The 22,001-nt window shown below is 42.4% G+C and carries 25 protein-coding genes; 10 read left to right on the top strand and 15 right to left on the bottom strand.

Annotation, left to right across the window (positions count from 1 at the left end):
- Positions 1-416: 416 nt before the first annotated feature.
- From ACP7BU_RS08760 to ftsY, 4 genes are all read right to left on the bottom strand, one after another.
- Complete coding sequence (locus ACP7BU_RS08760) at positions 417-1,031, bottom strand: DUF2057 family protein (protein WP_253114260.1); 615 nt, start codon at positions 1,029-1,031, stop codon at positions 417-419.
- Positions 1,032-1,234: 203 nt separating this feature from the next.
- Positions 1,235-1,828 (bottom strand): nitroreductase family protein, encoded by a 594-nt coding sequence (locus ACP7BU_RS08765; protein WP_004731228.1) that lies wholly within the window; start codon positions 1,826-1,828, stop codon positions 1,235-1,237.
- A gap of 196 nt (positions 1,829-2,024) precedes the next feature.
- Positions 2,025-2,714 (bottom strand): nitroreductase family protein, encoded by a 690-nt coding sequence (locus ACP7BU_RS08770; protein WP_253102229.1) that lies wholly within the window; start codon positions 2,712-2,714, stop codon positions 2,025-2,027.
- Between the two features lie 177 nt (positions 2,715-2,891).
- Entirely contained in the window at positions 2,892-3,995 is a 1,104-nt protein-coding gene (gene ftsY, locus ACP7BU_RS08775) for a signal recognition particle-docking protein FtsY (protein WP_004278679.1), read from the bottom strand.
- Between the two features lie 177 nt (positions 3,996-4,172).
- Here ftsY and ACP7BU_RS08780 point away from each other — a divergent pair, with 177 nt between their 5' ends.
- Together ACP7BU_RS08780 and ACP7BU_RS08785 are read left to right on the top strand one after the other, a co-directional pair.
- The gene (locus ACP7BU_RS08780) at positions 4,173-5,582 is read left to right on the top strand and encodes a M16 family metallopeptidase (RefSeq protein WP_425879794.1); all 1,410 of its coding nucleotides are present in this window, start codon (positions 4,173-4,175) and stop codon (positions 5,580-5,582) included.
- Entirely contained in the window at positions 5,582-7,156 is a 1,575-nt protein-coding gene (locus ACP7BU_RS08785; RefSeq protein ID WP_425879795.1) for a M16 family metallopeptidase, read from the top strand. The genes ACP7BU_RS08780 and ACP7BU_RS08785 overlap by 1 nt, the downstream gene beginning before the upstream one ends.
- Here ACP7BU_RS08785 and ACP7BU_RS08790 read toward each other — a convergent pair.
- Both ACP7BU_RS08790 and ACP7BU_RS08795 read right to left on the bottom strand, forming a co-directional pair.
- The gene (locus ACP7BU_RS08790) at positions 7,080-7,403 is read right to left on the bottom strand and encodes a hypothetical protein (protein ID WP_004731236.1); all 324 of its coding nucleotides are present in this window, start codon (positions 7,401-7,403) and stop codon (positions 7,080-7,082) included. The two genes, ACP7BU_RS08785 and ACP7BU_RS08790, sit on opposite strands and share 77 nt — an antisense overlap.
- Before the next feature lie 98 nt (positions 7,404-7,501).
- Positions 7,502-7,861 carry a hypothetical protein gene (locus ACP7BU_RS08795; RefSeq protein WP_004278683.1) on the bottom strand — a complete coding sequence of 120 codons (360 nt, stop codon included), beginning with the start codon at positions 7,859-7,861 and terminating at the stop codon, positions 7,502-7,504.
- 224 nt (positions 7,862-8,085) lie between these two features.
- Between ACP7BU_RS08795 and ACP7BU_RS08800 the strand changes: the two genes are divergently transcribed.
- The 3 genes from ACP7BU_RS08800 (at position 8,086) to ACP7BU_RS08810 (ending at position 9,387) form a co-directional block, all read left to right on the top strand.
- The gene (locus ACP7BU_RS08800) at positions 8,086-8,319 is read left to right on the top strand and encodes a hypothetical protein (RefSeq protein WP_005252035.1); all 234 of its coding nucleotides are present in this window, start codon (positions 8,086-8,088) and stop codon (positions 8,317-8,319) included.
- A 151-nt stretch (positions 8,320-8,470) separates the two neighbouring features.
- Positions 8,471-8,851, top strand: a complete 381-nt coding sequence (locus ACP7BU_RS08805) for a DUF2750 domain-containing protein (RefSeq protein WP_004645256.1) — start codon at positions 8,471-8,473, stop codon at positions 8,849-8,851.
- 104 nt (positions 8,852-8,955) lie between these two features.
- On the top strand, positions 8,956-9,387 hold the full coding sequence (locus tag ACP7BU_RS08810; protein WP_004278688.1) for a CBS domain-containing protein: 432 nt from the start codon (positions 8,956-8,958) through the stop codon (positions 9,385-9,387).
- A 130-nt stretch (positions 9,388-9,517) separates the two neighbouring features.
- On the opposite strand, the gene trpB is transcribed toward ACP7BU_RS08810, so the two are convergent.
- The 9 genes from trpB to ACP7BU_RS08855 form a co-directional block, all read right to left on the bottom strand.
- A complete protein-coding gene (trpB, locus tag ACP7BU_RS08815; RefSeq protein WP_425879796.1) occupies positions 9,518-10,726 on the bottom strand; it encodes a tryptophan synthase subunit beta in 1,209 nt (402 codons plus the stop codon).
- A gap of 107 nt (positions 10,727-10,833) precedes the next feature.
- A complete protein-coding gene (locus tag ACP7BU_RS08820; protein ID WP_425879797.1) occupies positions 10,834-12,021 on the bottom strand; it encodes a vWA domain-containing protein in 1,188 nt (395 codons plus the stop codon).
- 13 nt (positions 12,022-12,034) lie between these two features.
- Entirely contained in the window at positions 12,035-12,886 is an 852-nt protein-coding gene (locus ACP7BU_RS08825; protein ID WP_004278691.1) for an AAA family ATPase, read from the bottom strand.
- A 20-nt stretch (positions 12,887-12,906) separates the two neighbouring features.
- Positions 12,907-13,290: a hypothetical protein gene (locus tag ACP7BU_RS08830; protein WP_425879798.1), complete on the bottom strand. Its 384-nt coding sequence runs from the start codon at positions 13,288-13,290 to the stop codon at positions 12,907-12,909.
- Positions 13,291-13,311: 21 nt separating this feature from the next.
- On the bottom strand, positions 13,312-13,617 hold the full coding sequence (locus tag ACP7BU_RS08835) for a YcgL domain-containing protein (protein WP_004278695.1): 306 nt from the start codon (positions 13,615-13,617) through the stop codon (positions 13,312-13,314).
- 130 nt (positions 13,618-13,747) lie between these two features.
- Positions 13,748-14,890 (bottom strand): ribonuclease D, encoded by a 1,143-nt coding sequence (locus ACP7BU_RS08840; protein ID WP_004278697.1) that lies wholly within the window; start codon positions 14,888-14,890, stop codon positions 13,748-13,750.
- A 178-nt stretch (positions 14,891-15,068) separates the two neighbouring features.
- Positions 15,069-15,665 (bottom strand): recombination mediator RecR, encoded by a 597-nt coding sequence (gene recR / locus ACP7BU_RS08845; protein WP_348939743.1) that lies wholly within the window; start codon positions 15,663-15,665, stop codon positions 15,069-15,071.
- A gap of 13 nt (positions 15,666-15,678) precedes the next feature.
- The gene (locus ACP7BU_RS08850) at positions 15,679-16,008 is read right to left on the bottom strand and encodes a YbaB/EbfC family nucleoid-associated protein (RefSeq protein ID WP_425879799.1); all 330 of its coding nucleotides are present in this window, start codon (positions 16,006-16,008) and stop codon (positions 15,679-15,681) included.
- A gap of 28 nt (positions 16,009-16,036) precedes the next feature.
- Positions 16,037-17,224: an O-succinylhomoserine sulfhydrylase gene (locus ACP7BU_RS08855; RefSeq protein WP_005266235.1), complete on the bottom strand. Its 1,188-nt coding sequence runs from the start codon at positions 17,222-17,224 to the stop codon at positions 16,037-16,039.
- Positions 17,225-17,366: 142 nt separating this feature from the next.
- Here ACP7BU_RS08855 and ACP7BU_RS08860 point away from each other — a divergent pair, with 142 nt between their 5' ends.
- The 5 genes from ACP7BU_RS08860 (at position 17,367) to ACP7BU_RS08880 (ending at position 21,597) form a co-directional block, all read left to right on the top strand.
- Positions 17,367-18,464 (top strand): alpha/beta fold hydrolase, encoded by a 1,098-nt coding sequence (locus ACP7BU_RS08860; RefSeq protein WP_425879800.1) that lies wholly within the window; start codon positions 17,367-17,369, stop codon positions 18,462-18,464.
- 62 nt (positions 18,465-18,526) lie between these two features.
- Positions 18,527-19,399, top strand: coding sequence for an NAD(P)-dependent oxidoreductase (locus tag ACP7BU_RS08865; RefSeq protein ID WP_425879801.1), 873 nt, complete (start codon positions 18,527-18,529; stop codon positions 19,397-19,399).
- An 86-nt stretch (positions 19,400-19,485) separates the two neighbouring features.
- Positions 19,486-19,755 (top strand): YARHG domain-containing protein, encoded by a 270-nt coding sequence (locus ACP7BU_RS08870; RefSeq protein ID WP_004278704.1) that lies wholly within the window; start codon positions 19,486-19,488, stop codon positions 19,753-19,755.
- Positions 19,756-19,786: 31 nt separating this feature from the next.
- Positions 19,787-20,200, top strand: a complete 414-nt coding sequence (locus ACP7BU_RS08875) for an HIT family protein (RefSeq protein WP_425879802.1) — start codon at positions 19,787-19,789, stop codon at positions 20,198-20,200.
- Positions 20,201-20,544: 344 nt separating this feature from the next.
- Entirely contained in the window at positions 20,545-21,597 is a 1,053-nt protein-coding gene (locus tag ACP7BU_RS08880; protein WP_425879803.1) for a porin, read from the top strand.
- Positions 21,598-22,001 lie beyond the last annotated feature (404 nt).

Genomic DNA, 22,001 nt, shown 5'->3' on the forward strand with positions numbered 1-22,001 from the left:
AAATATTTCTCAAATAAACTTCGAGTAATTTCTACCATCAATCAATGAAAATAATTTCGATCAATCAACCAGTAAAAATCCACACAAGTTGTTCTTCATAATCTCTTAATGATCTTCTTAAAACCTCGTCAGTTTCAAGCTCCAACCCAATCACTTAACGTTTCGTTTCATGCATTGCGTTGGTGTGCTGCGTATTCTATACAGTTTCAAAACGAGCGCAAGGACTTTTCTTAAAAATATTCAAAAAAACCAATCATACGTTTATTTTTTAATCTAAAAGGCTATTTTTAACACTTTTTTGCGTTTTTCTAGCTAATTCCGCATGAAAAGTTTAAGCAAATGTTAATTTTCTAGCCTTCATCTCATAAAAAAAGATCACCTCAATGGTGATCTTTTTGATTCTTCATCAAAATATTTTAATTTGTCTGCTCAGCGAGCCAAGTCATAAATTTTTGACGTTCAGCTTTAGAAGCTTTCTGCCATAATTGAATCAGCTGCTGATCATTCTGGTCTGCTGACTGAGTATATACAGCTGAAGGTTGATTAACTGGTGTCGCAGCTTGAGTTGTCATATCTACTTTTTTAGTCAACACGCGATTTCCAAACCATGGTTTCGCTGCATCTTTAGCGCCCGCCTGCTGGACTAAGAGCTGATTTTTCGCATCATATAGGCCAATAATGGGCTGATCTTTATATTTTTGCGCTGCATCAAAATCTTTAGGCGCCTGAATAAGTGCTAAACGGTAAGTTTCACCATCTTTAAGGCTTGGTGTTTTTACCGTAACCACACCTGACTTTAAAATGTCATGTGAATTGTCTGAATGCTGGAAAAATTCGTTATAGCGTACGCTGATCGCATTTACACCTGCATCCAAGCTATAAGTCTGATTAGAACGTAATAGACCCGAGTTCACCTCTTGATCATTTACGGCAACAATTTTTATTTCTTCAGGTACTGTGACGGTCACTGCCGAAAAAACTGGTGTGCTAAACAGAAACACTGCTGCAGTTGCCGCAATACGTAAACCCATATCCTTTACTCATTTTTGGTTGTTTATTAAAAATTAGCTGCACTATGCCGCGCTTAAATGACAATCTTATGACATAAGCTAGAGCGATACAGCCTGTGTTTTTAGCATTTATTTGCTAGAGATATCACATCATATCCAAATCCAACTCTAAGACATAAAAAAAGAAGCATCAAAGTGCTTCTTTTTTTATAATCTAAAATCATTTATGCAAAAGTCTTAAAGCGCTCTGCATCATCCATAAAGGTTTTTTCACCTGCAGGTGCTTCAATTGACCCAAATACCAGTTGAGCGCGAAGCTTCCAGTGAGATGGAATCTCGAAAGTTTGTGCGACTTCTTCATCAATAATTGGATTGTAGTGCTGCAATGAAGCACCGATATTTTTTTCTGCCAAAGCGGTCCAGGTTGCAAACTGTGCAATAGCGGAAGAATGCTCAGACCAGACCGGGAAGTTATCGGCATAGAGTGCAAACTGCTCCTGCATCGACTTCACCACATTCTGATCTTCATAAAACAATGCGGTACCATAACCCGCAGCAAAAGCATTGATCTTGCTATTAGTTGATTCAAATGCATCTGCTGAAACCAGGTCACGTAAAGTTTCACGTACAATATGCCAGAAAGTATCATGTGATTGACCAAATAAAATCACCACACGCGAGGTTTGCGAGTTAAAAGATGACGGACTGTGCTTCACCGCATCTTTAATGATTTTCTCAATTTCTGCTTGATCCAGATCTACATTTTTTCCAATTGAATAAATGCTACGGCGTTGTTTGATTTGATCTAAAAATGCCATGAACCCACCTCTGTATATTTTGGTTATTTGAAAATCGATAAAGTTATATTACGTGCTTTAAGCACCCAAGACAGGTGCATTTCGATAACAATGTGTTTTATTTATAGAACAATCAGATTTAGATCTGAGTAGCGTATTTGTATCTGATTTTATCCGCAGCTTCCATGCTGTCACATATAAAGTGTTCTATAAACTTTTAATTAAATACTTTGAAACGATGCTGATCCGGTTTTTGTAATTTTTCTGCTACTGTTTGTTCAATTGACCCAAAGCAAAGTTGTGCGCGTAACAACCAGTTCTTTTCAATCTGAAAATGCTCTGCGACCCTTTCATCAATCAGTGGATTATAGTGCTGTAAGGATGCCCCTAAGCCAGAATCTGCCAGCGTCGTCCATACGGCAAATTGCGCCATACCGGAAGTTTGTTCCGACCATGCTGGAAAATCCTCACTATTTAATGGCATTTTCTTTTGTAATTGTTGAATCACGGCTTGATCTTCATAAAATAAAACCGTGCCATAGGCCGCAGCACATTGATTCAACTTGATTTCAATTCCTTCGTAAATATGTGCCGGCATATACTGACGCTGCACCTGTTTCACAATTTCCCAGAATTGATGATGAGAATCTGCAAATAACACCACAATGCGCGTAGTTTGAGAATCATAAGCCGAAGGACAACTCCGCACTGCTTCCTGAATGATTTCGCCAAGATAAGCCTGACTATAATGTACCCGCTTACCGAGTTGATCGATACTACGGCGCTTTTTCAATTGATCGACAAAAGTCAGTTCTAAATCATCATTCAGTTTATTTTTTCTTGAAAATTTAAAATCCTTGGTTATATCGCTTGTTAATACCTGACCAATCTTATTTAGCAATGCCATTTTCTACCCCACAACAAACAAGCCAAATCAGCTTAGAGAATCCCCTACAATTATAAGGCCTTTATTAAGATAGGCAGATTTAGTGGTGGTTTTGCTGTTGATTTTTACAACACTCAAACCAGCCAAAAACAACAAAATCCGCACTTGGCGGAGTTTGTGTGAAGCATTGCGCATTATTTATTTTTCAGTTTCAAATAATGCAGCAACAAAAGATTTGGCAGAGAATGGACGCAAGTCATCAATTTTTTCACCCACACCAATAAAGCGAATCGGCACATGAGTACGACTGGCAATATTAAACAGTACCCCACCTTTGGCAGTACCATCAAGTTTGGTAATAGTTAAGCCCGTCAAGCCTACCGCCTCATCAAACATCTCGACCTGATTAATAGCATTCTGACCAGTACCGGCATCGACCACCAACATCACTTCATGAGGTGCAGTGGCATCGATTTTCTGCATTACACGTTTTACTTTAGTCAATTCCTGCATCAAATGACCTTTGTTATGCAAACGGCCCGCTGTGTCTGCAATCAATACATCCACACCTTTGGCACGCGCACTTTCAAAAGCATCGAAAATCACTGAAGCTGAGTCAGCACCATGACCCTGAGCAACAACCGCAATATTATTACGCTCACCCCAGATCTGGAGCTGTTCAGTTGCAGCCGCACGGAAAGTATCGCCTGCTGCCAACATGACGGTCTTGCCTTCACCTTGCAGGCGCTTTGCCAACTTGCCAATGGTAGTCGTTTTACCGACACCATTCACACCAACTACCAGAATCACATAAGGCGATTTATTCGGATCAATATGCAGCGGTTTTACCCGTGGTGCCAATAAAGCCACCAGTTCTTCCTGAAGCGCTTTATAGAGTGAATGCGAATAGATCAAATCACCACGTGCCGTACGTTCAGTCAGGTTAGCGATAATGGTCTTGGTGGCTTCCACACCGATATCGGCCACCAGAAGCTGCTCTTCGACTTCTTCTAATAATTCATCATCAATTTCTTTACCACCGATCAGGATATTTACCATCCCATCGGCAAGGTTTTTACGGGTTTTGGTTAAACCCACTTTCATACGGCTAAAGAAGCCACCTTTCGCCGCAGAATCTTCATTTTCAGTTTCTGTTTCGACAGGTGCAGAAACTACAGCTGTTTCGCTTGGCGTTTCTACGATAGGCACATTGACCGCAGGTAAGCTCGGTAATGTGACATCATCATCTCCGATATCAGCATCAATCAAAAATTTGTTTTGCCCATTAGATTGCTGTTGCATGCCGAATCCTTGAAAAGCATTGCGTTAAAAACCCAGATTCTACCATAACTTGCCTGCTTTGCAGCTAGCAATGCAAATGCTGGACAAACATACCAAAAAGCTACAGCTCTCGGTTGCTTTCATGCACGCATTTATTAAAAATAACTCTAAATACAAACGCCTATTTCAGGAGATCTAGTGTTCATCACCTTTTTGACTATCTCCTCTTTCTCGCAAATGATCAAACAGACGCTTTATCCACTCGGTGCAGCAGTCTTGCTTAGCCTGAGTTTTAACTCGGTTCAGGCACAAACCCGAAGCGAATTGTCACGGACTACTTTTGAAACCACTTTAAGTAACGGTTTAAAAGTCATTATTCGGGAAGACCATCGTGCGCCCATGGTAATGACACAAATCTGGTACAAAGTCGGCAGCAGCGATGAATCTGGAAATATTCTGGGGGTATCACATGCGCTTGAACATATGATGTTCAAAGGCACCCATAAAGTACCGAATGATGAATTTACCCGTCTTAGCCGGATTTATGGCGGCAGTATCAATGCGGCTACCTTCACCAATTACACCAATTATTATCAGCTTTATCCTAAAGCCTATTTTCCTATGGCCCTGGAACTTGAATCTGACCGGATGAGTAATTTATTACTTCGACAGCAGGACTTCGAGCCAGAAATTAAAGTCGTCATGGAAGAACGGCGCCAGCGCACCGATGACAATCCGCGTGCGCAAGCCTTTGAACGGTTTAAATGGATCAGTTATCCGACCAGCCACTACCGTCAGCCGGTGATTGGACACATGAAAACTCTGAATAATATTCAGTTGAATGATGTCAAAAAATGGTATCGGGACTGGTACAGTCCGAATAATGCCATTCTGGTGATTGTTGGAAATGTAGAATCTGAAGCTGCTTTGGCTCAGGTACAAAAATATTTTGCTGACATTCCCGCACGTCCAACCCCAGCACGCAATGATGTACTGGAGTTTGAGCGTTTGGGTTATCGCCATATGGAGATCAATAGCAATGTTCAGGTGCCCAATCTGTACATGACCTGGAATGTAAAATCCCTTGGCACTGCCAAAAACCCCCAAGATGCTTATGCCTTGACCATTATTCGCAGTCTTTTGGACAGTGGCATTTCTTCGCGCCTGCAAGACCGATTGGTACGTGATCGTAAAATTCTGACCTCTGTCAGCGTTTCTTATGATCCCTATAATCGCGGCGACAGCCTGTTTGGTATTTCTGCCTTACCTGCGCCGGGCATCTCTTTGCAAGAAGCACAACAAGCAATTCAGGATGAAGTGGATTTACTTAAAACTACAGCGATGACCCAACAGGAAGTGGATCGTATCAGTACCCGCTTTATTTCCAATTTGATCTATAGCCAGGATGATAGTGCCGGACAAGCCAAAATGATTGGAAATCTAGAGGTCAATGGCTTGAGTTATCGGCTGATGGATGAATTACCGAAACACTTTGAAAGTGTCAGTGTTCAGGATATCCAGCGCGTCGCCAACGCCTATTTTGTGCGTGAGAATCTCAGCACGCTTTATCTCTCACCCGAACAAAACACCCAGCAACGGGGATTATAATGCTTCAGCTTCGTCCATTTTTGCTTATTTCAACTTTAAGTCTTAGCTCGGCTACCCATGCAGAAAACTATCTTAACCCTCAACCTGACCAAAATGACAACCCCAGTCAGTTACAGTCTATCCCTTTACTGCAAAGTTTAAAAAATATTAATCAGCAACGAGAATTTCAGGCGCCTTATATTCATGACCTGAACAATCGCTATAAGGTACGTACACTGTTCGTTGAAACGCAGGATCTTCCCATGGTAGATATCCAGCTGACCTTTAATGCCGGTTCGGCTCGTGATCAGGAAATTACCAAAGGTCTATATGGCCTATCCAATATGGCAGCCAAGTTGATGCGTGAAGGAACCGACAAATATAGCGCCAATCAGGTAGCGGAAGTTTTTGACCAAACCGGAGCACAATTCAGCGTACAAGCCTATCGGGACATGTTTGTGGTCCGTCTGCGTACGCTTTCAGACCCGGAAAAACTGGAACCCGCATTGAGCATGCTGATGGAGGTTCTTAAGAATGCGTCATTTAAACCGTCCAGCATTAATCTGGCTTTAAGCAATACCCAAGTGGGACAAAAACAGCTGCAGGAAAACCCAAGCCGACTGATGGATATCCGTTTTTATCGCGCTTTATATGGTCAGCACCCTTATGCAGAACCAATCAGCGGCACCCAAGGCAGCACCAAGAAAATTAATGCAGAATTATTGAAAAAATTTCGTGATCAGTTTTTGGTGGCGCAAAATATGAATATTGCCCTTACTGGCAAACTCAGCCCGAAACAGGCACTCGAACTGTCTGAACGAATTGCCGGCAACTTACCTCAAGGGCAAAAAGCAGAAACATTGCCACAGCCTGAAATTCAATCTGGCTTTGAAGTAGTACATCTACCCTATAACTCGTCTCAGGCGCATGTCACTTTTGGGCATTTAGGCCCAACCCGCTTTACTGAAGATAAACTGGCTTTAGAGGTCGCCAATCGCATGTTTGGCGGTAGCGGATTTAATGCGGTATTGATGCAGGAACTGCGGGTGAAACGTGGTTTTACTTATGGCGCTTATAGTTCGTTGAGCTTTAGTCAGGCACCGGGCGTATTCAGCTTTAAGTATTCCACGCGTCAGGATCAACTGCTAGATAGCATTCAGGTCGCACATCAAGCATTTATCAACTTTGTCAGTCAACCTATTGATACTCAGCATCTGGAAGAAACCAAAGCAGGCATGTTACGTGCTTTTCCTAATAATTACAGCAGTAATGCCACCATTAATGCCCAGCTAGGCAATATGGGTTTTTATAGTGAGCAAACTGATTATTTATCCAGTTATCCAGAACGCTTGGCTAAAATCACAGCGGCAGATGTACAAAATGCAGTGCGAAAGCATTTTCATCCTGATCGCTTAACCCTGGTCGTTGTCAATAAAGAACTGGATCAAAATGCTTTGAAAATGCGTTTGGAACAGAATTTAAGGGATGCCAATTATTACCTACCAACAAATCCTATGCCTAAGGCATCTCCACAGAGACCGGCGGAAGCTGACGTGCCCGAAGCGATTCCTGCTGATAAGCCTGCATCAATTTAAGGTACTGCCCACGACGGATATGCTGCTGCTCTAACAAGGCGAGTGCCATATCTTGGGTTTGGGGAAGGTTTTGCTGTTTAGACAGTTGTTGAATCTGGGTGACTTGGGAAAGGCTAAGCGGACGATATAAAGCAAATGCGGCTAAAAGTAGAATGACCGCAATAATAAAAATAACCACACTGTTATAAATCTGTTCCAGTTTGATTCTGCTGAAAAATTGGCTTAGTTTTTCTGTATCTATAGACATACACTACCTCAGGTTAGAGGTAGTGTATGGTCGCAGTTACATAAGTTCAAGTCAGCGCACTGAATATTCACAAGAGCTGAATCCTGCTATTTTGGGCATTAATTCATTATTCTAGTAATAATTGTTGAATACAACACCAATGCAACAACAAGTAATACCAGTGCAATTGCAAATTTACTTAAACCGGCTTCTGCTTCAGGCGGATGCAGACGATCCTCATCTGCAATGCGGACCAGCTCACCATTATAGAGTTTATAAAACTGCTCACGCTGGTTTTCGTCCAGCGCCCGGGTAAAGTCGTAGACTTCTTTACGTTGTGCCAGCCCATAATCGCCTAGATGGGTATATTTACTGAATATAGCTTGATCGAGTTTTTTACGATGCAAATCGGCAAGTTCCATAATTTGACCTGCAGTCGGAGGCATATCAAATTTCACACCATCTAAAGTTCTTGTCATCATGGCCTTCTCCTTATTGTTTGCTATCCATTTACAATGTAGCTTAATAATATTTATAGTTGTGTATAGTTTAATCAGTTAAACTATAACTTAAGTAAACAAATAAAATCGAATAGTTGACTTTTCCATTATTTTGTAATATTAGTTTAACAATACTAATTTATATTTGTATTTAGACTAAATAGTCTATCCTGTAATCATAATTAAAATTAAGGAGTTTTTATATGATACATCAACTCTCTCAACACGATCTGGAACATCTGTACGCAGATGCCGTGAATACCATTCAATCGCAAATGAACTTTGCTGATGCGGTAAAACAGCTTGAAGAAGCCGCTCGTGCAGGCCATGGTAAAGCAGCACTCTTTTTAGCAGAACTTTATTATCAAGGTTTCCGTGTAGAACGAGATTCACTCAAAGCCCAGTACTGGCAGAACATGGCCACCATGCAAGCATAAAGAAACGTCACCTAGGTGGCGTTTTTTTATGCCCTTTTTTCAATAAGTAGCAATCAATACATATTTTCTTACGAATCCTTGCAAAGCTGAAACAGTAATTTCATATAAAGTTTCTAGAATAGAGCCTGAACTCCAATAGCACTTTATTCTAATGAAACCACGAAAAATTATTCAATTTGATCCGATCTGCAAAAACTTTCTGTTAAAGATCACGATGCTTAAATCTTTGATGAATTGTGGCGAGCTATGGGGCGCATATCACCAAGGCTGGGCGATGATGCGTGACCAGGAAGACTGCATCTTCCCATTCTGGCTCAATCCGCTGGATGCTAAAAATTATGCCCAGCAGCATTGGCCGGATTACATCCCGCGTAAAATCAATTCTGAAGATTTTGAAAATGCATTATTGCCGACCCTGTCGCGACTGAATGTTACGCCAGCCCTGTTCAACACCAATGGAACCAAACTCAAACTGACTGCTGCACAGATGCGTCATCTGTTTTTTTCGCAACAAAGACTGCACATTGCTTAAATAACATGCTATTTATAAAGACTAAAACCTAAACACTTAGAGATGTTCAGGTTGAATACATACTCTAGGATTAATAATAAATTAACCAATAAGGATGATTAAGCATGACCAATGTGGCACAGGTGCTCAGTGAAAAAATGCATCAAGCTATTTATACCATCCGTCCAGATTCTACTGTTTTAGAAGCCATCACCTTGATGGCCGACAAAGGAATCGGGGCGCTTGTGGTAACCCATGAAGACAATGTGGTGGGGATTTTGTCAGAGCGGGATTACACGCGTAAAATCGCGCTGATGCAAAGAACCTCATTCGACACCACTGTTAATGAGATCATGACCTCTAAAGTGATTACCGTAAATACAGCTACTAGCGTAGAAGACTGTTTATCTCTGATGACTGAACGCCACCTACGCCACTTACCCGTGGTCGAACATGAAAAACTGATCGGTCTGATTTCAATTGGGGATTTGGTCAAGGCCGCCATGGATGACCAACGTAAATTGATTGAACAGTTACAGCAATATATCTCAGGTTAAAACATCATCTAGCCTTCTCTAAGGCATTTGAAGATCACTTAAGTGACATCAAGATAAAGTTTTATATCTGATGCATAAAAAATCCCGGTACGTGTATCGGGATTTTTTTATATGAACATTCTGAATAAAATCAGTTTAGACCTAATTTTTCTGCGACGTAATCTGAGTCTTTATCACCACGACCCGATAAGTTCACCACAATTTTGGTATCTTTTGGCAATTTACCCGCTTCACGAATTGCCCAAGCCACCGCATGCGAACTTTCTAGTGCAGGCACAATCCCTTCTACACGGGACAAGGTCATAAATGCATCCAGACATTCCTGATCGGTTGCAGTCGTATACTCAACCCGACCCAAATCTTTAAGCAAGCTATGCTGCGGCCCCACACCCGGATAATCCAGACCAGAAGCAATTGAATGCACTGGCAATGGCTCGCCTTGTTCATCTTCAAGCACATAACAGGCCATCCCATGTAACTGGCTCGGTTTACCTAAGGTCAAAGTAGCTGAATGCATATCGGTATCTAAACCATGACCTGCCGGCTCAACGCCTACCAGTTTCACATCTGGTTCATTTAAAAATGCAGTGAATGCGCCCACTGCATTGGAACCCCCACCGACACAGGCAACGACATAATCAGGATTTGCACCAAAACGTTCATTGGCCTGAACTTTAATTTCATCACCAATAATCGACTGAAAATCACGAACCATCATCGGAAATGGATGCGGTCCAACCACCGAACCGATAGCATAGATGTAATTTTTCGGATCTTTCAAATATTCTTCAAAAGCACTGTCGACTGCATCTTTGAGTGTGGCTGTACCGCGAGTCACAGAAATCAGCTTGGCACCCAGAATTTTCATCTTGACGACGTTTGGATGCTCTTTTTCGATATCCACCTGCCCCATATGAATTTCACACGGAATACCCACCAAGGCACATGCAGTTGCCAAAGCAACACCATGCTGGCCGGCACCAGTTTCTGCGATGACTTTGGTCTTGCCCATATATTTGGCCAGTAGTGCTTCACCTAGGCAATGATTAATCTTGTGCGCGCCAGTATGGTTCAGATCTTCACGTTTCAAATAAATCTGGGCTCCACCGAGCTGTTCAGAAAGACGTTTGGCATGAAATAGTGGACTTGGACGACCGACATAATGAGCAAATAGGTCTTTCAATTCATTCTGAAATTCTTCAGTCTGACGAATTTCCTGATAGGCCACATTAATATCATCCATGGCCTGTTTCAGATCGGGTGGAATAAACTGACCGCCATATTGACCAAAAAAACCCTCTTCATTGGGTAAGGCAATACCATTAATTTGATGAGTCATAATCATGCCCGAGATTTTAAATAAAAGATAATGAGTGACTTCATACTAGAATAATTTGTTTTAAATCACTAATAACTCCAACTAAAGTCACTTATAGATAAATGGAATTAACGCGCCAGATATTTAGTCATGTCTTCAATGCCTTTTAATGTCATTGGAAACATATGATTTTCAAATATTTGCTGGATCAGACCAATCGTATGGGTGTAATGCCAGTATTTTTCTTCTTCAGGATTCAGCCAGGCGGTTTTATCAAAATGCTGACGCAGACGCTGCAACCAGACTTGCCCAGCCTCATCATTCATATATTCAACAGAACCACCGACAGAATTCAGCTCATACGGTGCCATACTGGCATCACCGACCACAATCACGCGGTAATCACGGCCATAGGTATTGAACAAATCCCAGGTATTCATGCGTGAACTGGAACGACGGATATTGTCTTTCCAGACATAGTCATACAGACAGTTATGGAAATAAAAATATTCCAGGGTTTTGAATTCGGTTTTCGCAGCACTGAACAACTTTTCACACTGGGCAATATGCGCATCCATCGAACCACCGACATCGAACAGCATTAAAACTTTGATGCGGTTACGACGCTCCGGCATCAGTTGTACATCCAGAATACCCTGCTTAGCCGTTTCACGAATCGTACCATCAATATCCAGTTCTTCGGCTGCACCCTGACGGGCAAACTTACGCAAACGGCGCAATGCCATCTGCATCTGGCGGCTACCCAAAATCTGCTCATCGTCCAGATTGCGGTATTGACGCTGCTCCCAGACTTTCACCGCAGAACGCTTACGCCCCGGCCCGCCAATACGCACGCCTTCAGGATGATCGCCATAAGCACCAAAGGGTGAAGTCCCACCGGTACCAATCATCTTGTTACCACCCTGATGTTTTTTATGCTGTTCGCGCAGACGCTCTTCTAGCATTTTCATCAGCTCTTCCAGCGATCCGGCTTTTTTCAGCTCTTCGCGCTGCTCTGGGGTCAGATGCTTCTCGAGTAATTCGAGATCGAACCAGTCTTTGGGCAGCTTATGCACCTGATTTAGCAGTTCATCCAGATCAAAGGTCGCGATACCATCAAAATAATCTTTCATGGCGCGATCGAACTTGTCGAAATAGCGCTCGTCTTTGACCATGACGGTTTTGGCCAGCTTATAGAATTCATCCTGATCAGCAAACACCAGACCTGCAGCAATCGCCTGATTCAGATCAATCAACTCACGGGTCGATACCGGTACGCCGTATTTGCGTAAGGTATAAAACAGTCGCACAAACATGCGTGTTTCTCCCTTAACGACGTGACATAAATGCTAGACGTTCAAGCAACTGTACATCTTGCTCATTTTTAATCAAGGCGCCGTATAGAGGTGGAATTGCTTTGGATTTATCAGTATTGCGCAGAATATCTTCCGGCATGTCGTCAGCCATGAGCAGGCTGAGCCAGTCAATCAATTCAGATGTTGAAGGTGGTTTTTTCAAACCCGGAATCTGGCGCAATTTAAAGAAAACTTGCAAAGCTTCATTGACCAATGTGGTCGAGATATTGGCAAAATGCACATCGATGATTTCACGCATGGTGGCTTCATCTGGAAATTCGATGTAATGGAAGAAGCAACGACGCAGGAAAGCATCTGGTAATTCTTTTTCATTATTTGAGGTAATGATCACGATTGGGCGCTGAGTTGCGGTAATGGTCTCGCCAGTCTCGTACACATAGAACGACATTTTATCGAGTTCATGCAGCAAGTCATTTGGAAACTCGATGTCTGCCTTATCAATTTCATCAATCAACAGGACACAGCGCTCTTCACTGGTAAACGCTTCCCATAATTTACCCGGCTTGATGTAGTTCTTGATGTCATAGACACGGTCATCACCCAACTGACTATCGCGCAAGCGGGATACGGCATCGTATTCATACAGGCCTTGTTGTGCTTTGGTAGTGGACTTGATGTGCCAGGTGATCAGCTTCAAACCCAGACTTTCTGCGACTTGCTCGGCCAGCAAAGTCTTACCTGTACCCGGCTCACCTTTGACCAGCAACGGTTTTTGCAAACTGCGTGCAGCTTTCACCGCAAGTTTTAAACTGTCAGTCGCAATGTACTGATCGGTACCTGAAAATTGTTGAATATCAGCAGACATGATTGAACCTTATTTTTTACTTACAGCGGTGAACTTTTCTCGTGAACACGAATATTGCTTTTGTTCGACACATAGGTCGACCAGCAATAGCCAACCACAGATCCAATCCCAATGACAAATAAAATAAGTGACGCATTAATCCAAACCAGGGACTGCTCTTTGGTCAGCACCCCAAATAACAGACCAAAGATCGCGGGTGCAATGGATGCATTCGACCCCTCAGATACCGTCGGTGTTAGCAGAATGGCAAAGGCCACAATCCACAAAAAACCGCCCATGGGTTTAGGCAGACGCTTGGTCACGCCATACCAGCACCATAAAGCAATCAGGCTGCCGAGCAGATAAACTGCAACGGCAATGCTCTGTTCAGGAATTGAGTCTAATACACCCACATAACCATTCATTTCACAACTCCTGAATCAACATTAAGCACCGCGTAAACCTTCTGGTGCCACAGCATTTGGATCAATCAAGCCTTCTGGCGGCATTTGCAGGAAGAAACCGCGGGTTTCAATAGAATCCATGACATGCAAGACATTGGCACGTGCCAGTTTACGTGATTCGCTTAATTCAAGATGCATGACAAAAGTCGCACGTCCAAATGCTGCCTGTACTGCTTCAGTCAATACGCTTAAAGGTTCGAATGTTTCAGCTTCGCTTTCATTCGCAGGACGCGCCACATACAGATACATTTCACTTTTTTTGCTGGATTTGTAGATAGACACTTGCATATTTCAAACGACTTTTCTGGAAAAACAACCGCAAGGATACATCAAAAAAAAGACAGAAACATTAGCCACGTCTCATGCATCAGTCGTGATTTTGTATAATTGCTTTTTCTTTAACCAATCCTGCAACCAATCACTCGCTGACTTTCATCTGGGTAGACAGATAAGATTCATCCTGATGCAATACCTGAATCAGTGGCTGAGTTAATAACTCATAGCGCCAGCCAAGCAGATAATCCGGCAGATCCTGTTCATCCTTGTGAAAAACTACATGCTGATACAGTGCATTCAACCATTTCTTGCGCATCAGCACTTCTTTCGGAATTGAAGTTTCATTGACTACATTCTGAATAATTGAATCAATTTTTTCGCCAATATCTTTGGAAGAGTGGCGAATTGGACGTGCCAGACGTAAAGGCCAATTTGCCGGCTCCGGCAGGAATTTCAGTAAATCTAAAATGGTTTTACCATGCTCACGAACCACATTCGAACGAATGTCTTTCACATGACTCAGCTGGAAATTATTGCGCGGGAATTTTTCCACCAGATCAATCATGCTGGCATTTTTCAAAATGAAACTGCGTGGCTGATTCAGTGCTTTGGCAATCTGATCACGCCAAACCATTAATTGCTGCAATTGCATCAGCTGACGGCGTGAATGCCGGTAATTGCCGACATCCTGATACAACAAGGCAGTTGGGGTATCTTCGCCAATTTCCTGAGTCAGAAAACGGCAATCTTGCAAGGCAAAATCCAGCAGATCTTTCGAATCCAGATCCTGTTTAATTTTCTCTGACAGTTGCACCAGATAATGCACATCATTGGCAGCATAGAGCAACTGTTCGGAACTGAGTGGACGCGCCAACCAGTCAGAACGGGTCTGGTCTTTTTCGATATCGACTTCCAGCATCTGCTTCAATGCATTTTGATAGCTGACTTGCAGACCATGCCCAAGAAAAGACATGCCAACCTGAGTGTCAAATACATTACTCAGCGATTTCTTCTGGGTATAGTGATAGATCAGGTCGATATCTTCACTACAGGCATGAAAAATATTCTGCTGTGCGTTAAAAATTTTATTAAGGAACTCAGTCAGATCTAGCGTGGTTCCATCCAACAAATAGACCTTATTGTCTACGTTAATCTGAAAAACACCCAGCTTAGGCCATAAGGTATCAACCTTGATAAACTCGGTATCCAGCCCATACACTGAATTCTGATCCATCAGCTTCAGCACATGAGTTAAGTCGTTTTGATGTTGAATAAATTGAAACATAGAACTGAGTCTAAGATTAGATTCTCGATAGATCCATATTAACTGATCTATAGAATTTTTGTATAAAAAATAACGTCAATTCTGCCCTATTTCCTAAAAAATGGCGCTTACTTATCAGGATTTATATTCTAATTAATATCTTTTTTATATTAAAACTAACAAGATATTTAAGCTTAGCTTACTTCATGCGCATCCTGTTATGTACTGCCTGACTCAAGGTATGACTGTCGACATATTCCAGCTCACCACCTTGTGGTACGCCCTGGGCAATTCGGGTCATCTGGATCGGCAAATGCTTACTGGCCTCAACCAGATAATGCGCCGTAGCCTGACCTTCTACCGTGGCATTGGTTGCCAGAATCACTTCTTTCACCTGACCATTGGCCAAACGATGCAATAAGTACGGAATACCGATTTCTTCGGGACCAATACCATCCAGTGGCGATAAATGTCCGCCCAATACATGATATTTACCTCTGAAACTACCACTTTGCTCAATCGCCATGACATCTGCAGGTGATTCCACTACACAGAGCAGTTCATCATCACGATCCAGAGAGCTGCAAATATTGCAGACTTCGTCTTCGGTCAGAGAATGACAGACTGAACATTCATGAATGTAATTGGTTGCCTCAGTCAGCGCATGTGCCAGACCAATAGCACCCTCACGATTTTTCATGATCATATGCAATGCCATACGTTGAGCCGATTTCGGCCCAACGCTTGGCAAAATGCGTAATGCTTGAACGAGTTGATCAAAACGATCACTAAACATTGCGCATTCTTCCTTAGAACATACCTGCAAGACCAGGCGGCAAACCCATGCCTGAGTTTGCTGCTTTCATTCTTTCGTCAAATACCACTTCTGCCTGACGTGCTGCATCATTCATTGCAGCTGCAATCAGGTCCTCGATCATGTCTGGATCATCCTGAAGTAATTCAGGATTGATTTCGATACGCTTCACTACGTTACGGCAAGTCATGGTTACTTTCACCAGACCGCCACCCGCCTCGGCATGCACTTCAGTTTGCGCAAGCTCTTCTTTGGCTTTTTTTACGTTGTTTTCAACTTCTTTCTGCATGCGCTGAGCTTGCTGCATCAACATGTTAATGTTCATAAATATCTCCGAACATAAATTTATAAAATTAAATCAGGTCTAAACCGCGACGAATATCCTGGATAATATCACCAATCTCTTCCAAACCAACAGATACGCGAATTAAACCTTCACGAATACCAGCGGCTTCTTTGGCTTCAGGCGACAATTTACCGTGTGTCGTGGTCGCCGGATGGGTAATAGTCGATTTTACATCGCCCAGATTGCCGGTAATCGAAATAAACTGGGTATTGTCAATGACAGTCCACGCTTCCTCACGGCCACCTTTGACTTCAAAAGACACAATACCGCCAAAACCGCTCTGCTGTTTTGCTGCCAGTTCATGACCGACATGCTCAGGCAGGCCCGCATAATATACTTTTTCTACTTTTGGATGCTGATTCAAAAATTCAGCCAGTTGCTGAGCACTTGCTGAATGTTCACGCATACGCAAACGTAGTGTCTCCAAGCCTTTCAGGAAGACCCAAGCATTGAATGGGCTCATTGACGGGCCTGTGGTACGCACGTAGCCGAAGATTTCTTCTAGTAACTTGTGATTACCTACGACAGCACCACCCAAGGCGCGGCCCTGACCATCCAGATATTTAGTCGCAGAATACACTACCAAGTCTGCACCAAATTTGAGTGGTTGTTGTAACACAGGTGTACAGAAGCTGTTATCAATCGCCAGTAAAGCATTATTGGCATGCGCAATATCGGCGAGTCCCTGTATATCGGCTACTTCTGCTAAAGGATTGGATGGAGATTCAACAAAGAGAATTTTGGTTTCAGGCTTGATGGCATTTTTCCATGCATCAAGATCGGTCAAATCGACGAAATCAACGCTGACGCCAAATTTTGCGACATATTTTTCAAACATGGAAACCGTAGAACCGAAGACTGCACGTGAACAAATCACATGGTCGCCCGCTTTTAAAAAAGCCATCATCACTGCCATAATAGCTGCCATACCCGAACTGGTGGCGACGGCGCGCTCTGCACCTTCAAGTGCAGCCAGACGCTTTTCAAACATGGCAACGGTCGGATTGGTAAAGCGAGAATAGATATTGCCCGGTTCCTGGCCTGAGAATTTGGCTGCGGCTTCTGCAGCATTTTCATAAACAAAGGACGATGTTAGAAAAATCGGTTCGCCATGCTCACCTTCAAAAGTGCGGGTATGGCCGGTACGAATGGCTAAAGTTTCTAATTGGTAAGAAATATCGTCTTGCTGGCTCATCGCTTTACCTCAGCCCTCGGGCTGCCTTTTGTAAAAATTTGCCAACATTTTGAGCGCCTAAGCTATTTCAGGTCAAGGCATAATAAGCGATTATTGCTTAGACTTCGATCAATCCTCCCGCGGATACGGATATTTTATTTACATGATTCAGTTAAAACAAAACTTTCAGCGCCAGCAAAAAAAATTGAAACACCTTAGTACCCGGGTGTTTAATGCCTCCTCACTGATCCTGTCGCAAAAAACCCCTTTTGAATATATTGCCGGCACCGAGTTTTGCAAGATTCGTTATTACGCTTCACCCGAAAAAAAATATAAGGAGCCTCTGGTTTTTATCGCACCCTTGGCGATTAATATGGATATCTATGATCTGTATCCTTATCGCTCTCTGGTCAAGCATTTTCAGCATAGCGGTTTTGATGTCTATCTGGTGGAATGGAAACGCTTTAACTTTAAGCATCGTCACCTGAATTTTTTATCTTTTATCGATGCCGCCATTCCTCAATCCATTGAAACCATCTGCAAGCATTCGGGCAGTCAGTTCATTTCCTTGCACGGCTGGAGTATGGCTGGCGTGTTTGTCACGCTCTATACCGCCTTGCATTCGCCTGAACATGTCAAGAATCTGATCGTGGTGGGCAGTCCTATCGACAGTTATGCGTCAGGACGTGTCGGCAAACTTTTTTCTACGACTAATAAACTGATTTCTAAAAATAAGAATTTGCAACAAGCCATTCATCAAGGACTGATCCCGAAGCAATATATTCATACGCCGGGTATTGTAAATGCCTTGGGCTTCAAGTTACTCGATCCGATCGGCTGGCTCAAAAGCCAGAAGCAGTTTTTGCTGAATCTGGATCATGTCGAAGATGTCTATGAACATGCCACCATGGGAAATTTCCTGAACAAGATGATTGATTATCCAGGTGGGATTAATCAGGACATGGTGCTGCATTTATGGCTGCAAAATCCTTTAAAACAGGGTTCTATCACTTTGGATGGCCGTGTCGTTAATCTTAAAAATATCAGCTGCTCCCTGTTGGTAGGTGCAGGTCAAACCGATCAGATTGTCACAGAACAGTCAGCTAAGCCTTTGATGGAATTGACAAGTAGCCAAGATAAGACGTTTACTCTTATACCGGGTGGTCATCTTGGACTAATGTCGAACCAGAAAACGGCAAATACATTCTGGCCCAAAATGACGACCTGGCTGGTGCAGCGCTCTACACGTCTTGATGTTTAGTGTAGATTCCCCGCACCAGAAAAAAATATTAAATAGCTTTAAACATATTCAGAGGGTACAGCATGATTCAGTCAGTGGCATTTATCGGCCTAGGTGCAATGGGTTTTCGTATGGCTGCACATTTACCCAAGCAGTTTGATACGGTCTATGTCTGGAACCGCAGCTTTAACAAAGCAGAGCAACATGCGGCTGAATATGGCACCCAAGCCGTCACACTGGAACAGGCCGTACAGGCAGATGTGATTTTTTCATGCTTGCCAACTAGCGCTGACGTTGAACGACTTCTGGAAAATTTACCGCTTAAATCCGGTTCAGTCTGGGTCGACTGCACCAGTGGTGTACCGGATTCTGCCCAAAAACTGGCAGTACAACTGGCTAAACATGGGGTAATCTTTCTGGATGCACCGGTCAGCGGCCAAACCGTTGGTGCTGAAAATGGTACATTAACCGTGATGGTGGGCGGTAATGCAGAGGGCTATGAAAAAGCCCTTCCTGCGATGCAGGCATTTGGCAAGCTGATCAAGCATGTCGGTGAATCTGGCGCGGGTTTTGCAGTGAAGGCCGTAAATAATATGTTAATGGCTGTAAACCTGTGTGCCGTTGCTGAGGGCTTTACTACCTTGAAAGCGCATGGGGTAAACCTGCATGAAGCACTGGATTGTATTAATGCTTCAAGTGGTAAAAGTATGGTGACTGAAACCGTATTGCCACAGCGTATTTTAAACCGCAGTTTTCCTGTAACCTTTGCCCTGCCACTCTTGGCCAAAGATACAGGCATTGCAATCGACCTTGCACGTGAAGCCAAACTTTCTGCGCCTGTGCTCTCGTTGACCCAGAATCTGATTCAGGCGGCCAGCGATCTGTCGGATAAAAACAGTGATTTTTCCAGTGCTGTGAAAATGTATGAATCATGGAGTAATATTACCATCGAGTAATATCTCGCCATTGAATAATGATAACGAAACCTCATATTGTGACTAGTAGGCAGGCACATATAGTGGATAACCCAGAGGAAACTCTCATGAAGAAATTTTCTGTTGCAGCATTGATTGGCTTTGCAACTTTGTTCGGGGCTTCAACATCGGTTCTTGCATCTGAACAAGAGTGCAAAAAATTAAAAAATGATCATGACGTGATTTATGCGTCTAAAGGTTTCTGTTTCAAAGATCCTGAAGCAAAAGCCAAGTTTGGTAATGACAATTGCTATACAACCAAGCCAAAATTCTCGGAAAAAGAGCAACAACGTCTTGACGCGATCAAAGATCGTCAGAAAGAATTGAACTGTAAATAATTCAGTTTAATGACGCTCAAGGAATATACTTATGACTTATGATGATCAGAATACTTTTGCACGAATTCTACGCGGTGAACTTCCTGCGATAAAAGTGTATGAAGATGACCAGGTTCTTGCATTTATGGACATCATGCCTCAGGCAGAAGGTCATACTCTCGTGGTTCCGAAAACTCCGGCGATCACTTTACTGGATCTACCCCCTGAAGCTGCAGCCTATACGATTCAGATCGTACAGAAAGTTGCAAAAGCCATTGAAAAAGGTTTAGGTGTGGACGGTATCGTGCTGATGCAATTATCAGGGGCCGCAGCGGGTCAGACCGTACCACACGTACATTTCCATCTGGTTCCTACCTCTTTGCATAATCTGGGCAAACATGCTGCACAGATGGGCGACCAGGAAAAAATTAAAGCGCTGGCTGAGAAAATTAAAGCTGCCCTTTAAGCTATTCTTAATATCTAAAAATGGAGCTTCGGCTCCATTTTTTATGTCTGATGTATTTCACCCTAAATTAAGCCACTAAAATATCAATAAAAGTCACCTAGCCTATTTTTAAGTTTTGCAGCAAACACCGAGCTTAGCTGTATTTGCATCAATCCTGCTTACCCCACTCATAATCCTATAAAAAATAAGGTAATGATTGTCTTTAATATTTCTGAAATATTTCCTTAATCATATTGACTTATTTGTAATGAATACTTGGCACCCATAGAGCAGTAGATGTTTCAAAACAATACTGAAACTTGTTTTTAAGACGATGAATAAAAAAGTCTTTATTGGAGCAACACATGAAAAAAACGTTATCTGCATTAGCAATCGGGGCAACAATTTTAACACCAGTGATGGCAGCTGCTGCTGATGTTAAAGTGTATGGTCGTGCACACGTTTCTTTAGATTATCTGGATGATGGCCAGGATTATAACGAAGTAGGTCTTTCTTCAAACTCTTCACGCCTAGGCTTTAAAGCTGAACAAAAATTAGAAAACGGTATGACCGTATTTGGTCAAATCGAACAGGAAATTAACTTTGCAAGTGGTTCTGCAAATGATGATGTTGAATTTGCAACTCGTGATACTTTTGTTGGTTTAAAAGGTGATTTCGGTCAAGCGCGTATCGGCCGTTTTGACAGCCCATTCAAAGTAGCACGTGGCCCGGTCAACTTCTTTGGTGATATGGTCGGTGACGTTCGTAACGTCACGCGTGTAGGCAACCTGCGTTTTGATGAACGTAATGCCAATACCATTGAATATAAATCACCAAAATTTGCTGGCGGTTTCAACGTATTAGGTGCGATGTCACTACATGAAACTAATAGTCCGGATGCTACTAAAGATGGTGCCAAGGACAAAGATAAAGCATATGACCTCGCTTTAACCTATAAAGAAGGTAAAGTTGATTTCGCTGCTGCCTATGAACACTATGAAGAAGAAGCTGCCCGTGGTGAGCGCGATGGTTTCCGTATTGCTGGTGCTTACAAAATCACCCCTGAATTCAATCTGGGCGGTTTATACCAATTCCTTCAACATGATAATTCTGAAGCAAACCCAGATGCACAAGTATTTGGTGTAGCCGGTGAATATAAATTTGCACCAAAAACCTCATTCCGTGGTGAAGTATTCCACCGCGATGTGGATGCCGATGATGCGAATGCAACTTTACTGGCAATCGGACTTGAACACCGTTTAGATCCAACAGTCCGCATTTATGGCAACATAGCAACTGTACTAAATGATGAAAACTCAAACCTTACCCCTTGGGCACAAGGTCGTACCAATGCTGTAAGTGGCGCACGCGGTGAAGACAGCCTAGGTCTTTCTCTAGGCATGCGTTACGACTTCTAAGTCCAGTCTCCCTCACAAAGCTTAAAAAGAACATGCCTCCAGCATGTTCTTTTTTTGGTGTGTTTTTTATCAATATAAATATGATGTGAAAGATTATGATACTGATATTCAACTCTTATAAAACCAACCAATTTAGTTAGATTAATTTTATTCTTTATTTTAAAACCAAGCATTTTAATCAGATTAAAAAATATTAATCCAACTAAAATAATCTACATTCAAATATATAAATATAAGCATTTTAGTCGGATTTAAAAATCAAAAAAATTACATAAAATAATAAAAAATATTTAGAATAAATTTTAACTTATATAAATATATATTTATCATTTTCAAATACTTATAAATATATATTTATTTAAACTGTATCGTCTATTTATTTTTTAGTTACAATAGATTAATAA

This window comes from Acinetobacter sp. 40AMC3-4 (assembly GCF_049898185.1).
GTDB lineage: Bacteria > Pseudomonadota > Gammaproteobacteria > Pseudomonadales > Moraxellaceae > Acinetobacter.

What these genes read in the sequence shown, in the direction of transcription:
- ACP7BU_RS08830 (WP_425879798.1), bottom strand. Translation starts at nt 13,290, where the DNA reads ATGAATGGTTATGTGGGTGTATTAGACTCAATTCCTGAACAGAGCATT.
- ACP7BU_RS08805 (WP_004645256.1), top strand. Translation starts at nt 8,471, where the DNA reads ATGAAACCACGAAAAATTATTCAATTTGATCCGATCTGCAAAAACTTT.
- ACP7BU_RS08760 (WP_253114260.1), bottom strand. Translation starts at nt 1,031, where the DNA reads ATGGGTTTACGTATTGCGGCAACTGCAGCAGTGTTTCTGTTTAGCACA.
- ACP7BU_RS08855 (WP_005266235.1), bottom strand. Translation starts at nt 17,224, where the DNA reads ATGAGCCAGCAAGACGATATTTCTTACCAATTAGAAACTTTAGCCATT.
- ftsY (WP_004278679.1), bottom strand. Translation starts at nt 3,995, where the DNA reads ATGCAACAGCAATCTAATGGGCAAAACAAATTTTTGATTGATGCTGAT.
- ACP7BU_RS08785 (WP_425879795.1), top strand. Translation starts at nt 5,582, where the DNA reads ATGCTTCAGCTTCGTCCATTTTTGCTTATTTCAACTTTAAGTCTTAGC.
- ACP7BU_RS08770 (WP_253102229.1), bottom strand. Translation starts at nt 2,714, where the DNA reads ATGGCATTGCTAAATAAGATTGGTCAGGTATTAACAAGCGATATAACC.
- ACP7BU_RS08880 (WP_425879803.1), top strand. Translation starts at nt 20,545, where the DNA reads ATGAAAAAAACGTTATCTGCATTAGCAATCGGGGCAACAATTTTAACA.
- ACP7BU_RS08765 (WP_004731228.1), bottom strand. Translation starts at nt 1,828, where the DNA reads ATGGCATTTTTAGATCAAATCAAACAACGCCGTAGCATTTATTCAATT.
- ACP7BU_RS08810 (WP_004278688.1), top strand. Translation starts at nt 8,956, where the DNA reads ATGACCAATGTGGCACAGGTGCTCAGTGAAAAAATGCATCAAGCTATT.
- ACP7BU_RS08840 (WP_004278697.1), bottom strand. Translation starts at nt 14,890, where the DNA reads ATGTTTCAATTTATTCAACATCAAAACGACTTAACTCATGTGCTGAAG.
- ACP7BU_RS08835 (WP_004278695.1), bottom strand. Translation starts at nt 13,617, where the DNA reads ATGCAAGTGTCTATCTACAAATCCAGCAAAAAAAGTGAAATGTATCTG.
- trpB (WP_425879796.1), bottom strand. Translation starts at nt 10,726, where the DNA reads ATGACTCATCAAATTAATGGTATTGCCTTACCCAATGAAGAGGGTTTT.
- ACP7BU_RS08795 (WP_004278683.1), bottom strand. Translation starts at nt 7,861, where the DNA reads ATGACAAGAACTTTAGATGGTGTGAAATTTGATATGCCTCCGACTGCA.
- ACP7BU_RS08820 (WP_425879797.1), bottom strand. Translation starts at nt 12,021, where the DNA reads ATGTTTGTGCGACTGTTTTATACCTTACGCAAATACGGCGTACCGGTA.
- ACP7BU_RS08825 (WP_004278691.1), bottom strand. Translation starts at nt 12,886, where the DNA reads ATGTCTGCTGATATTCAACAATTTTCAGGTACCGATCAGTACATTGCG.
- ACP7BU_RS08790 (WP_004731236.1), bottom strand. Translation starts at nt 7,403, where the DNA reads ATGTCTATAGATACAGAAAAACTAAGCCAATTTTTCAGCAGAATCAAA.
- ACP7BU_RS08865 (WP_425879801.1), top strand. Translation starts at nt 18,527, where the DNA reads ATGATTCAGTCAGTGGCATTTATCGGCCTAGGTGCAATGGGTTTTCGT.
- ACP7BU_RS08850 (WP_425879799.1), bottom strand. Translation starts at nt 16,008, where the DNA reads ATGAACATTAACATGTTGATGCAGCAAGCTCAGCGCATGCAGAAAGAA.
- ACP7BU_RS08870 (WP_004278704.1), top strand. Translation starts at nt 19,486, where the DNA reads ATGAAGAAATTTTCTGTTGCAGCATTGATTGGCTTTGCAACTTTGTTC.
- recR (WP_348939743.1), bottom strand. Translation starts at nt 15,665, where the DNA reads ATGTTTAGTGATCGTTTTGATCAACTCGTTCAAGCATTACGCATTTTG.
- ACP7BU_RS08860 (WP_425879800.1), top strand. Translation starts at nt 17,367, where the DNA reads ATGATTCAGTTAAAACAAAACTTTCAGCGCCAGCAAAAAAAATTGAAA.
- ACP7BU_RS08875 (WP_425879802.1), top strand. Translation starts at nt 19,787, where the DNA reads ATGACTTATGATGATCAGAATACTTTTGCACGAATTCTACGCGGTGAA.
- ACP7BU_RS08800 (WP_005252035.1), top strand. Translation starts at nt 8,086, where the DNA reads ATGATACATCAACTCTCTCAACACGATCTGGAACATCTGTACGCAGAT.